This window comes from Aureliella helgolandensis (assembly GCF_007752135.1).
GTDB lineage: Bacteria > Planctomycetota > Planctomycetia > Pirellulales > Pirellulaceae > Aureliella > Aureliella helgolandensis.
Genome location: NZ_CP036298.1, coordinates 3098876 through 3111428 on the forward strand (window position 1 = coordinate 3098876; position 12553 = coordinate 3111428).

At 56.4% G+C, this 12553-nt stretch carries 8 protein-coding genes; 1 reads left to right on the forward strand and 7 read right to left on the reverse strand.

The window, feature by feature from the left end:
- Positions 1-26: 26 nt before the first annotated feature.
- From Q31a_RS11115 to rny, 7 genes are all read right to left on the reverse strand, one after another.
- Positions 27-1412, reverse strand: coding sequence for a Gfo/Idh/MocA family protein (locus Q31a_RS11115; RefSeq protein ID WP_145077553.1), 1386 nt, complete (start codon positions 1410-1412; stop codon positions 27-29).
- Positions 1413-1539: 127 nt separating this feature from the next.
- Complete coding sequence (locus Q31a_RS11120; protein WP_145077555.1) at positions 1540-2277, reverse strand: ferredoxin--NADP reductase; 738 nt, start codon at positions 2275-2277, stop codon at positions 1540-1542.
- A gap of 305 nt (positions 2278-2582) precedes the next feature.
- Positions 2583-3992 carry an HD domain-containing protein gene (locus tag Q31a_RS11125; RefSeq protein WP_145077557.1) on the reverse strand — a complete coding sequence of 470 codons (1410 nt, stop codon included), beginning with the start codon at positions 3990-3992 and terminating at the stop codon, positions 2583-2585.
- Between the two features lie 35 nt (positions 3993-4027).
- Complete coding sequence (locus Q31a_RS11130; RefSeq protein ID WP_145077559.1) at positions 4028-4678, reverse strand: hypothetical protein; 651 nt, start codon at positions 4676-4678, stop codon at positions 4028-4030.
- Positions 4679-4833: 155 nt separating this feature from the next.
- Positions 4834-5289 (reverse strand): DUF2752 domain-containing protein, encoded by a 456-nt coding sequence (locus Q31a_RS11135; RefSeq protein ID WP_145077561.1) that lies wholly within the window; start codon positions 5287-5289, stop codon positions 4834-4836.
- Between the two features lie 17 nt (positions 5290-5306).
- A complete protein-coding gene (locus tag Q31a_RS11140) occupies positions 5307-6212 on the reverse strand; it encodes a TIGR00282 family metallophosphoesterase (RefSeq protein ID WP_231691150.1) in 906 nt (301 codons plus the stop codon).
- Positions 6209-7750 (reverse strand): ribonuclease Y, encoded by a 1542-nt coding sequence (gene rny, locus Q31a_RS11145; RefSeq protein WP_145087136.1) that lies wholly within the window; start codon positions 7748-7750, stop codon positions 6209-6211. The genes Q31a_RS11140 and rny overlap by 4 nt, the downstream gene beginning before the upstream one ends.
- A gap of 1195 nt (positions 7751-8945) precedes the next feature.
- Here rny and Q31a_RS11150 point away from each other — a divergent pair.
- Entirely contained in the window at positions 8946-12536 is a 3591-nt protein-coding gene (locus Q31a_RS11150; protein WP_145077563.1) for an AsmA family protein, read from the forward strand.
- Positions 12537-12553: the final 17 nt, after the last annotated feature.

Genomic DNA, 12553 nt, shown 5'->3' on the forward strand with positions numbered 1-12553 from the left:
GTTGTCTACCTGCTGGGTGCGCGGTACTAGATTTCGATTTCAAAGCCGCTACGGTACTCGCGTCCGAGCATCGAATTGGCTTGGTCGTCCCCTACAATTTGCTCCGATTTCTCGTCCCATTTGAGTTCACGTCCCAACCGGGCTGAGATGCCAGCTAGGTGGCAAATATTCAGCATTTTCATGTGGGAATGGACATCCGAGATTGGCTCTTGGCGGGAGCGCACGCAATTGAGGAAGCAAGCCCAGTGAGCCTTGCGTTCATTGCTTTCCATGGGGAGGCCTTTGTAGACCTTTTGAATCGCATCCTCTGGGAGTGGGTTGTCTTTGAGAGCGTCCACGGGAGCACCGGTAAGATTACCACGGCTCACAAAGATTCGCCCTTGGTCTCCTTCGATGAGAACGCCATTGCGGCCATTGGATTCGATCCAGAGTTCGGTTCCGCCCGGATAGACCGTCTTGAATGAAAACTTGGTAGCGGTATTGTATCGGTCGTGCTGGGCAGGAACTCCGTCGACGAATTCAACCGGATGCTCGGCAGAACCGCCGATGGACAAGGGGCCATCACTCTGGCCGTTCAATTGCAAGGCCCAGACTGCGATGTCAACATGGTGGGCACCCCAGTCCGTCAATTTTCCACCGGAGTATTCGTACCACCAGCGGAATTCATAATGGCAGTTCGTGTTGACCTGCTTGCGGTCATCGGTAGCACCTAACCAGCGATAGTCGGTCGCTGGAGCTGGCCCCAGCCACTTATCCCAGTTCAAATTCTTGGGGACATCGACCACGGGAATGGACGGACTGGATGGGGCGCCACCGATGGATACGGTGATCTTCTGAATTTTGCCCACGCGTCCCTCGGCCACCATGGCCATCGCTTTTACAAACAGGTTGAAGGTACTTCGTTGTTGAGTTCCAACCTGAACGATTCGACCGGTTTCCTGTTGAACCTTGCGGATGAGTTTGCCTTCATCGATCGTCAGCGTGAGTGGTTTTTCGCAGTACACGTCTTTGCCGGCCAACATGGCTTCGATCAACGGTTTGGTATGCCAGTGGTCGGGAGTCGCGATGTGAAGCACATCAATATCATCGCGCTCGATGACTTGGCGATAGTCTTCGTAGACATCCGCTTTACCTCCGCTCATCTTTTGATTTGCAGACGCCCCGCGATCGGAGTCGACGTCGGCGATGGCGACTACATCCAGCCACTCCTTAGCGGCATTCATGTTTCCTTGTGCCATTCCGCCAGCACCGATGACGCCGATGGGGATTCGGTCGTTCTTCGACTTGGTTTCCTGGGCCAATGTCTTGGGGGAGGAGAAGAAGTAGGGGACGGTAGCCAACGAGGCGACGGTGGCCGTTTGCTTCAGGAAAGCTCGTCGAGAGTCTTCGTTTTGGGGATGTTCGACTGTCATAATTAAACTCGTTCTAGGATTGATTGGAGAGGCGCGGTGCGCAAAAGTAGGGAAGCGAGTCGCTGGACCATTCGCGGTAAGCCGACCATTACAACTAGGCTAAGCAATAAAAGCCACCGCTGCAAGTTTACCAGTAGCGTTCGACGACGATTTGCCCCGGCTCTTTTTGTTTGTGCTTTCGCAGGCCGCGTTCGCCCAGGATGTTCTCCATTTCTTGCAACATGTCGGGATTCCCGCACATCATTATGCAGCTGTCTTTTGTAAAACGGGTTGCAGCGCGTTCTTCCAGACTGCCGTTGACGATACAGGTGGTTATGCGGCCAGGTAAAGCCTGTGGAGCCGCTTCACGCGAGACGACCGGAATATGGTGGAAGCGGTCACCATAGGTGGCGGTAAATTGCGCCAATTCCGGCTGATAGGCCAAATCGGCTGCATAGCGCACTCCATGCACGACCGTAATACGATCATAGCGCTGCCACGGAAGTTCGGTGCGTAGCATGGCGATGTAAGGCGCCAAACCCGTCCCCGTCGAAATTAGCCACAGGTCCTTGGCGTCGGGACAATGGCTCAGCGTAAAGCTTCCGGCTGCTCGCTTGCTTACGTCGACTGAATTTCCTGGCTCTAACTTCCATAGCTGAGGAGTGAGTCTTCCGTCTGGTACGACCACGATGAAAAAATCGAGCAGTTCACCGTGTGGCGAAGCGACGCTATAGGGACGATGCAAGTGTCCGTCGGGTTGCTCCATGCCCAACTGCAGAAACTGACCTGGCTCGAACGATTGAACCTCTGGAGCACGGATTCTCAGCGTGAAGAGTCCTTCAGCCCAAACGCTTTTCTGTTCGATGATGCCTGGAGTCCATTTCATCAGTATCGCACCTTGGGGATAATGGTTATGGGAACGAATTTAGGTGAATTCGCATGGGGTGGGGGGATGTTGCCAGATCGATTCGGCCAATGATTAAGCCGTGTCGGCGTTGACGTTGGGTCGCTCGCCAGCGTACGGAAATGCATGAAAAATAGCGTTGCTGGGCATCATAGCATTTGCCATCGGGCCGTGCGCGCCAGCCGTTTTTTTTGACGCCGAGCGTGGTAGCACTGCGACTGCGGCGAGCTGCTGGAGTTCTGGAGCCGAAGAATGGGTAGCCAAAGAATGGATACCAGCCGCACTCTTTAATGCGGACTGGTGGAGCAGCTACTCGCTGCGGCGATCAGGGAGTCGGCTAACGACTCTTCCGTAAAGCTGATTTCTTGGACCCGGTCGGGAGCGATGAATACCCGCACCTGCTTGACGAAGCTATCGAATTGGTCGGTTGCCAAGGCACGGACCACGGGGGATTGTTGCGTTAACGGCGCAAAAACGGCGTCGGTAGTGGTGCCCGACGCGAGTCGAATCCCCATGCGAAATTGCACTTCGAGTTTAACCGGAGGTGCATCCAGGAGGACGTCGGTTGCGAGCAGCGGGCGCGCGAGACCGCGACTCAACTGTTTGGCAAGCTTGGCAGCGCATTGGACTAGGTGTGGGTAGGGACGCTGGGCTAGTGCTGCATGGATTTGGGGGTTCTCGGCGTGGCTGTACTGCGCGACACGCTTGTAGAGCCGGCGGTCGACGCCAAACAGCCCACACGCCAGACTTGCCAAGTCGGGGATCCGCCGCGAACACTCGAGCATCTGTTCGGCAAATTCCGAATCGGTCTGCTGAAGCCACAATTCCCGCCAATTGTTGGCCAACGCTTCAGCCCCCAGCTCCGCCGCGTTGGTTGCTTGAGCAATCGAATATACCAGCCGCTGCAGCATGGCTGTGGCACTTCGAACGGTGTGATGCCAATAGACTTCGCTGAACATCACATAGCGGGCGAAGACCAGCAGCTCTGTGGCGGTCTTGCCTTTCGGGGTAATCGCCAAGCTCTGTTCGTCGTGGTTGATGCACAGACTTTTGATCAAGCGGCCCGAATCGAAATTGCGTCCATAGGGCACCCCTGCGTGGAGACTATCCCGCTGCAGGTAATCCATCTTATCGATGTCTACTGGGCCATTGAGCACATTGTACAGCACCGGAGAGACACCGCTGGTTGGCTGCTCAGACAGGAAATCGGAAACTTCATGAGGTGCGAGACCCCATTGGCTCTGCAGAATCGAATGGACCTCCGGGGCAGATAGATGCGCCAATGCCAACGATTCGTGCTTGGGGATCCAGGGGAGTCCTAGATCTTCCAACGGGTGACAGTAGGGCCAGTGCCCCACATCGTGCATGAGGGCTGCTACCAAGAATATTTTGAGTTCATGATCCGTAACTCTGGAAGCGAAATGGGAATCGACGCCGAGCAGGTGTCGCAAGACTTCGCAGGCCAGGCGATAGACCCCCAGGCTGTGCTCAAAACGCGTGTGTGTCGCACCAGGGTAGACGTGACCGACAAGTCCGAGTTGTGTGATCCGCTTCAGACGCTGCATCTGCGGAGTTTCAACCAAAGCCATCACACGCGACGTTACGGGAACATCCAGCTCTGGTGGAATGCGAATGGAGTTCGCTAGATTTCCCGAAAGCTCTGGTAAGTCAAGCAGTGATGGACCGGGCTGGTGCATTGAGTAGACGGGCTACATTGAGGAGGCGATTCGCTCTAGAACGAATTGGCGGTGGCGTCGAGCGCCACTTCAGCGGTCGGATCAACAGGATAGAATAGACCGGAAACTTTTTCTGCTACCACGGTAAGGAACAAACCGCGAAATTTGGATTCGGTGGTGTCGGTAACCGAGGGGCCGCCCATCTTGGGAAAGGTAAATTCCGGCAAGTGTTTGCGATACATGATTTCGCCTTCGTCGGTGATGTCTAGGACCGATACTACCAAATCGGCATGTCCTTTGTATAGAGTTGCACCGTTGCGAAGCCCAAGATTGGTGACTTCCACCGCCACAACTTGCTCCGCTTTGACTCCCTTGCCGATATCGAGATAGCTTCCGTCGGTTTGACCGCGGGAGCTTACCCAGCGTTCCACTTCTGATTGACGGACCAGATCGATGTCTTTGACATTGTTTTTGAGATTGGCTTGGATATAGCTCGCCAGCATGGCACTGGCGGTATCGGCGCCAATTCCGCTGTCGGTTGCCACTATGACCGCCACGCGCTTGCCCTTGAGCCCGGTGTATTCAGCTGGGCGGTCGGTACCTTGCACCGCGCCGATTAAGTTGGCCGCGAGGGAGATGCAACCACTGGCCATCGGCACTAGAGTCAGTATGGCCAGGACTGCGAGGAGTCTTTGTTGTCGTTGCATCGGCTTGTGTCTTTCGTAGAGGCGTGGGCGGTTTGTTGCCAGGAAACGACGGGCGTTATCCTGGGGGCTGGGCCTCATGCTGCGGTTATGTGTAATGCGCTCTGCCTGGGACGCCTGTGAGGGCGCGAGGGAGATTGGCTCAAGAGCGTTCGTCACTAACGCAGCCAGCTCTGCATGGCTGCCGCGCCGAGCGCCGAAGCCAACGCTAGAGCAAGTGCTAGTGAGAACCAAGACCCTCGAGTTGCTCGTCCCCGTAGGAAGAAATAGCAACTCACCGGCAAGAATGCTAGAGCGATTGTGGCTAGCAAAAATCCCCCCAGGTTGGCCGAGGCGGACGCGGCAAACTCGCAGCGGGTGAACAGGGCCCATGAGGTCGTCATGCCGCAGGCGGGGCAGGGGCGATTCAGCCAAACCATGGAAAGGCAGGCAGGCAGCCCCAATTGTTGGTGGGTGCCGATTCCCGCTGCTGCCGGCTCAAGGCTGCGAGCTAGGATCAGCAGCCCCAGCGTGCCACCGCCCACCAGCAGGCAGAGCCAACGGAGGCTTGCAGGCAACTTGCGCGGAGAACGAAGCGAGGGAGGCCCCTCGGTCTGGGGCGATTGATGCGGCATGCGGTCGGAGTGTTGCTCTAAAGAACTTGACGGTCGCGCTGTGCCTGCGCCACAAATTGGTCAATGAGAGATTCACGCCAATGGATGCGACCAATCTGCATGCATTTTCCGGTTTCCATATGAGCATCGAACCAGGTGCCGTTGAGTCGAACGTCTTCGGTCGCAACTTGGAATGGGAGTGGAACTCCCTTAATTGTAGCCGTATGCACAGCCTCTATCTTTCGACCCAAGATACTCTGAAATGGGCCAGTCATCCCCACGTCACACTGAAATCCTGTTCCCATTGGCAGTATCTGCTCATCTGCGGTCGCTACGTGAGTGTGCGTTCCTAACACCGCCGTGACGCGACCGTCGAGATGTCGCCCCATGAGTTGCATATCACTGGTGGCCTCCGCATGGAAATCCATCAGCCGAATTGATACTTCGGGGGCAACTTCAGCCAAAATTCGGTCCACGGCCCGGAAGGGGCAATCGACGGGCTTCATAAAGACTCGCCCCACGGCGGTTGTAACCGCCATGGATAGGCCATCGCCGATGGGAACAATCGCTAGCGAGCAGCCAGGTCCGTCGGCAGGCCAGTTGGCCGCTCGCACGATATTGGGCTGACTGTCGAGCACTTCCATGATCTCCCGCTTGCGGAAGGCATGGTCGCCGAGCGTAATGGCGTCCACACCGTGCTCGACCAAACGCCGGTAATCCTTGCAACGCAGGCCAGAGCCGTCAGCAGCATTCTCCGCATTGACGACGACCGTGCGTATGTGCAGCAGGCGGCGTAACCATGGAATCGCATTGCATACCATCCGCATGCCGGGTTTCCCCACGACGTCGCCGATGAGTGCGATGCGCGTACAGCCAGCGGGAACCGGGGGGAGCGGTTCGAGCAGCGACGCGGGGATGGGAGGGACATGTTCCGGTGGAATCACCTGGCAACCTCAATGAATCGTGATTCTCGCACGACCGTCACTTTGATCTCGCCGGGATAGGTCAATTGTTGTTCAAAGGCTTTGGCGATGTCGCGGCAGACTTTGGCTGCTTTCGCATCGTCGGTTTCTCGGGCGCTCACAATCACGCGCAATTCTCGGCCTGCCTGGATGGCAAAGGCTTGCTCCACTCCGCCGAAGCCTTTGGCAATGGATTCCAGCTCTTCCATGCGTTTGATGTAACGTTCCAGCGATTCACGCCGAGCGCCTGGTCGGGAGGCGCTGCAGGCATCCGACGTGGCGACGAGGAGCGTGTAGGGATAGTCGCTGGTCAATTGGTCGTGGTGTCCCAGGGCTGCGTGCACGACATACTCGTTCTCACCGTGCCGTTTGAGCAAGTCGGCTCCAATCTTGGGGTGCCCTCCCTCCAACTCATGGTCCGCCGCTTTGCCAATGTCGTGCAGCAAGCCGGCGCGCCGGGCGACATCTGGGTTGAGTCCGGTCATCTCGGCCATCAGGCCTGATAGAAAGGCGACTTCTACGCTATGCCGTAGGACATTCTGACTGAAGCTGGTACGGAAGTGGAGTCGTCCGAGCATGTAAATGATCTTTTCATGCAGCCCGCCGATATTGACTTCCTCAGCTGCTTCCTGTCCCTTGCGACGGATGAACCGGTCCAGTTCCTTCTCGGTCTCGGCCACGATCTCCTCGATCCGCGACGGGTGAATGCGCCCATCCGCAATCAATTTGTCGAGCGCTTGTCGGGCTACCTCGCGACGGACCGGATCAAATCCGCTGACGATGACGACTCCGGGAGTATCGTCAATAATCACGTCCACGCCGGTCGCCTTCTCGAACGCGCGAATATTGCGTCCCTCCCTCCCAATGATTCTCCCCTTCATTTCATCGTTGGGGATATCTACGGTGCTGGTCGTACTGTCGGCAGTATGCGAGGCCGCATAGCGTTGCATGGCAGTTAGGATGATCTCTTGAGCTTTCTGCTCTGCGATCTCCGTAACGCGACGTTCGTGTTTGAGAATTTTGTTGCCGACCTCTTGCTCAAGCTCCCGATCGAGCAGCTTCATTAATCGGTCTTCTGCGTCGGCGCGATTCAATCCGCTGATCTGCTGCAGTTGCTGGGTCTGGTCGGCAAGGACCTTCTTCAACTGCTCACTGCGGTTGGTCGCATCCTGCATCTTCTCAGACAAGCGTCGTTGATTGGCCTCAACCATCTTTTCCTGCTTGCGGAAGTCATCGGCCGTTTGCTGCAGTGTTTCCTCGCGCCGGTCCAGGGCCGCTTCCCGCTTGCGGACTTGTTCACGCAATTGGTTAGCTTCCTGTTCTTGCTGCTGTTTGGTCTGCAGCGTTCGTTCCTTGGAAGCTAATTCCGCTTCTCGAACCACATTGGCGCCATCGCTCTTGGCTTTTTCCAAAATAGCTTGGGCCTGCGCTTTGAGATCGCGTCCGCGGAGAATATTGAGTAGCAGTAGGCCGCCGGCGCCTACGATAATTCCAATCAGAACCGGGAGAACGCTAGACATACCTAGCCCGTCGGACTCTGCCAGGAGCAGCCCACCGATCGATGGTGCAATTTCGTTCAATGGCACGTTAGTAGCCTTTCTTTGCAGTTATGCGTGTACGCAAGCAGCAAAGAGAAGAACATCAAGACTGGCTAGGCAACCCGCCAGCTCACTTCCGTATCCACAACGACCAAGTTCCTCATCCTGCACTCCAGTTCAGCGTTCGAACCACTATCGTTCGAGTCGCATTCCATGCGCCCGTAATCGGGGACGTGGAAAGTCGGCTGCGCAGCGATTTTCGAGTGCATCGATTACCGCTGAGTGTCGATTCAACCAGGACAGCCAAAGTTGATGGTTGCCAGCCTAGTAGAGCTAGCCACGCTTTGCAGCGTCGCATCGCAGGACCAAGCTTGGAGCGCGCACGCGGCAACCCTGTCTGAGCAGGCCCGGTCTCGCCGCTGGGCTGTGTAATGGCATTCGGTCGTCGAAGGGTTGGCACGAAGTTCAGGGAACGTTGCTGGTGCACGGAATCTGGCAGACTGGGCAATCCCCAGCGCACACTCCATGGGCTCAATAAACTGGAAGCTGAGTTTCGTCCTTTGGGACGCCGACCTAGCACTCGTTCTTTGAGGCGCAATATCCCTACAATTCGCCAACAGACGGCTAGTAGTAATATTGGGAGAGACACCACGACAATCACAACACTTGAACTCCAACAACCCTGCAACCATTGCCTTTGCAGAACCGTGGGGAATGAGAGAAGACTTAAAATTCGTTGGGACGAGGAATTTGTTCGATTCTCTTAGCAATCTCGCGATTATTAGTGTGGTTAATACTTCGGAATCGCGGGGATCATTAGCTCGAAACATCCAGTTCCCGAGGGGGGTGCAATGCCGGCAAAAGTCGGGTTGCATTGAGAGAGTCACTCTGGTTTCTGAATCCATCCAGGCACTGACTTCTCAGCGGTTAATGTAACGCTCCGTCGCGGCCACCGCAACTATCACCCAACGCAATGTCGGGCACGTTGGCTCAGTTTGCGGTCCCCCCTGACCGTATTCCCCCTAGTCCTCACAATCGTCTTAAATTTCCTGCGCGAATTCGATCTGGCACTCAAACGCTCAGCTTGCGAGAATCCTTTTTGGCAGTTCTGCCCAATTGGAGTTGTTGAGAAGCATTCAAAAATGACCGTGGGTTCCCACGGTGGAGTGAACTAGGCATGGCACGAGACAACCAAGAGCACGGTGATTCGAGCTCTCGTCAAAGTGGACGTAAACCGCGCCGTTGGTACCGTTGGGGGACGCTGCTATTCATCGGCCTCTTGCTGCTGATCGGCTTTCTTCCCCGCTTGTTGACTCAGCGTTCGATTTTGGTGGGTGCAGCCAACCGCTTTGGTGGCCTCGCTCCTCTGAAGATCGATCTCACCTCAGCCTCGGCTGGATGGTGGGCCCCCGTGTCCATCGCGGGCCTGACCGTGACGGACGAAACGGGAAATGTCGTCGCACGTGTGGCTAGCCTAAAAACCGAAAAGGGGCTGTTGGATTGGATTTTCAACAGCCAAGACTTGGGAATCATCGCAATCGACGGAGCGGAGTCGATCGTTGTGGCCAAGGATGGAACGACCAACCTGGAAATGGCGCTGGAGCCAATGCTTTCGGCGGTTTCGAGTGAAGAGACATCTGGAAGCAGTGATCCGAGCGCTGCGCTGACTGGCACGATCTCAGTTACCAATTCCAAATTGATGCTCATGGAAGCTGGCCGGCCGGAACAATGGCTGATCGAGTTGGAGGAAGCAACGGTCGAGATGCCCAGCGCCGACCAGCTGCTGGGCCCTATTGCCTTTCAGGCTCGCGTGGGAGATGCCTCAGGCACCGTCTCGGGTGGCATTGGAACGATCGCGGCGGAGATTGCACAGGTGAGTGATAGTCAGGCATTGCGGCTGCGCGCCCAGTTGAGCCAAGTGCCCTTGGATTTCTGGCATGTGGTGCGAACGCGATTGCCCGAGTTGCCGATCGATGAGCTAGCGGGCCGAGCTTCGGCAGTACTTTCCGGCACCATTGCGACTGCTGAGAGCTGGGATTTCGACGTGCAGCAGCTGCAGACGCAGAGTGTCCAGGTTGTTGCTCCTGAATTGCTTGGGAGTCAGCCCGCACAATTGGAAATCGTTTCGTTTTCCGGCAAGGCATCGCTCGATGGCCAGTTTCTGAGGGTTGACGGTGCAAGCTTGAGCTGTGACTTTGCCAACGCGGCGGCTCAGGCTGTGATTCCATGGCCCCTCACAATTCCGTCGGCCGCCGATCCCTTCTTGCGTGGTGCGACCCTGGAAGCGAATGGGACGGTCGATCTGCCACGCTTGGTGAAGGCCGCGGAAACGTTGATTCCGGTTCGCGAAGGCACGCAACTACTGGCCGGGCAGGTTCAATTTGCCGTTTCCCAGACCTTGGACGCTGCCGCAGCGCCGGATAGTCGTGCGAGTCTGAAATTCGCTGGATTGAAAGCGATTGCAGCCGGCCAAAATCTCGTTTGGGATAAACCCTTAGCAATCGATGTCAGTCTGCTTGACGGTCCTAAAGGGCCACAAATCGGAGCTCAGGCTACGGCCGATTTCATGTCCATCGAAGGTCAAGGTACGCTCGACTCGGGCGAATTTTCTACCAATCTCGATCTGCAACAGTTGCATGAACGACTGAGTCAGTGGGTCGACATTCCAGTGGAATCGATGAACGGCGCACTGCAATTGAACTTGGGCTGGACTTTGGCTGAGGGCCAGACGCTCGCCGCCGAGGGAACACTCGACACAACGCCACTGACGATTGTGTCGACTGCGGGTGGGGAGTTGCAAGAGCCAGCTTGGAGGGGAAGCTTTCAAGCGGGCGCCTTGTTGAAAGAGGGAGTTCCCCATTCCCTGACGCGAGCCAAACTTGTGTTTGAAGCTGATACCGAACAACTGACTTTGGACCTACGCGAGCCGCTGCTACTGGTGACACCGGAAGCTCCCGATGTGGCGTTGCCTCCCGCTGCCTTTACGATCGACTTGGTAGGGGATCTTAAGAAATGGGAGCGGCGGGCCATGATGTGGTTGGCGGAGCCCCCGGAAATGAGCTTGGACGGCAACCTGAACCTAGCCGTCGAAGGGCGGATCGATCTAAACCATGTCGAAGTTTTTGCGGCCAACTGGCGCAGTCAACCCATCGGAATCGCTACGCCTAGCATGAGTTTTTCCGAAGCCCAGATGGTGGGCAGCTTCAAGGGGGTGGTTGATACCAGCCAGTTGACCAGGTTAGCGATTGAAGATCTCAAGGTTCAAGCGACTTCTTTCTCAATCAGCGCGCGAGATTCGGCCAGCGACGATTCCAGCGGTAGCCGAGTTGGCGAAGCAGTGTTCCTGGTCGATCTCGGTCGACTGATGAAGAGTGTCGGTTCCACTGCGCCACCGCCGACACAGAGCGGTGTGCCAGCCACTCAAGTTAGCGCACAAGGGCGCGTGCAAGGCCAATTGACCTGGCAGGTCAACACGCAGCAGGCTGGAGTTCGTCTACAAGCGAATGCGGACAAGTTGGCCGTCACCAGCGTATCCGCAGGCAGTAATGCTCCGGAGACGTTATGGGCGGAGCCCACCTTGGGCATAGCGCTCAATGGTCGATGGGTTGCAGAGACGGGCAATATCGATGTCGATAGTTTGCAGCTGCAGACCGATTGGCTGAGCTACAACGGCGACGTCAGCTATCGTGGGGGAAGCACCTCCACCGACGCTGCCGATTTGACTTCGGCCGTTGGGACGCAAAGCGTTGTTATGAAGGGGCAGGCCGTCTACGACTGTTCTAAGCTGTCAACGAAGCTTGTTCCGATGACTGGGAATCAATTCCAGATGCAAGGTCAGCAAAGCGTCCCGGTTGAAGTGCAGTGGACGAGTTCAGTGGATCCCACCGCTTCCGTCCTAGCTGGCTTGCAAGCCACGGCCCGGATTGGTTGGGAGCAAGCTCGTGTGGCTGGCATTGAGTTGGGGAGGGCTGACGTTCCCATTCAGATTTCGCAGGGCGTCCTGTCCACCGCCACTGAAATAGCGGTAAGTGGCGGGAAGCTCAGGTGGGACATTCAAAGCGATTTGACAGCGGCCGATTTGGTGATCAATCAGAAGCCAATGAAGGTCCTGGAAAACGTGGAGATTACCGAAGAAATGTGCCAGGGGTGGCTCAAGTACGTGGCGCCTTTGCTGGCGGAGACGACCAGCGTGGATGGCCGCCTGAGCCTGCAGCTCGATCAAGCGATCTTGTCTCCCGCCGACACCAAGCGGCAGACCGTGGTAGGGAAATTGTTGATCCATCAAGCGCAGGTGGGGCCCGGCCCACTATCCAATAGCTTGATCAGCCTAGTTCGTCAGCTCGACGCAATCCGCAAGCAGGATTTTACTCAGGCGGTGAGCAGTCAAAAGGTCTGGCTGGATGTGCCGGAACAACAGATCGATTTTCAGATGGTGGACGGGTTGGTGTCGCACCGCAATCTAAGCGTAAAGATTGGCGATGCCAATATTGCCACCTCGGGTAGTGTTGGAATTGATGGGCAACTGGCGTTGCAAGCCGATTTGCCGATCCCAGACAAATGGATCGAGAAAACACCGCTGCTGGTAGGACTCAAGGGGAAATCATTGCAATTTCCAATGCGCGGCACCCTGTCCCAGCCTCAAATGGATACGCAGTCCCTGCAACAATTGGGACGACAGACCATTCAAAGTGCGGCCCAAGGCGCCCTTCAGCAAGGCTTGTCTAAAGGACTGGAAAAACTCTTTGGAGCTCCACCCACGGCGCAGTAAGCCCCGGACGGGGACGA

What these genes read in the sequence shown, in the direction of transcription:
- Q31a_RS11115 (WP_145077553.1), bottom strand. Translation starts at nt 1,412, where the DNA reads ATGACAGTCGAACATCCCCAAAACGAAGACTCTCGACGAGCTTTCCTG.
- Q31a_RS11120 (WP_145077555.1), bottom strand. Translation starts at nt 2,277, where the DNA reads ATGAAATGGACTCCAGGCATCATCGAACAGAAAAGCGTTTGGGCTGAA.
- Q31a_RS11125 (WP_145077557.1), bottom strand. Translation starts at nt 3,992, where the DNA reads ATGCACCAGCCCGGTCCATCACTGCTTGACTTACCAGAGCTTTCGGGA.
- Q31a_RS11130 (WP_145077559.1), bottom strand. Translation starts at nt 4,678, where the DNA reads ATGCAACGACAACAAAGACTCCTCGCAGTCCTGGCCATACTGACTCTA.
- Q31a_RS11135 (WP_145077561.1), bottom strand. Translation starts at nt 5,289, where the DNA reads ATGCCGCATCAATCGCCCCAGACCGAGGGGCCTCCCTCGCTTCGTTCT.
- rny (WP_145087136.1), bottom strand. Translation starts at nt 7,750, where the DNA reads ATGTCTAGCGTTCTCCCGGTTCTGATTGGAATTATCGTAGGCGCCGGC.
- Q31a_RS11150 (WP_145077563.1), top strand. Translation starts at nt 8,946, where the DNA reads ATGGCACGAGACAACCAAGAGCACGGTGATTCGAGCTCTCGTCAAAGT.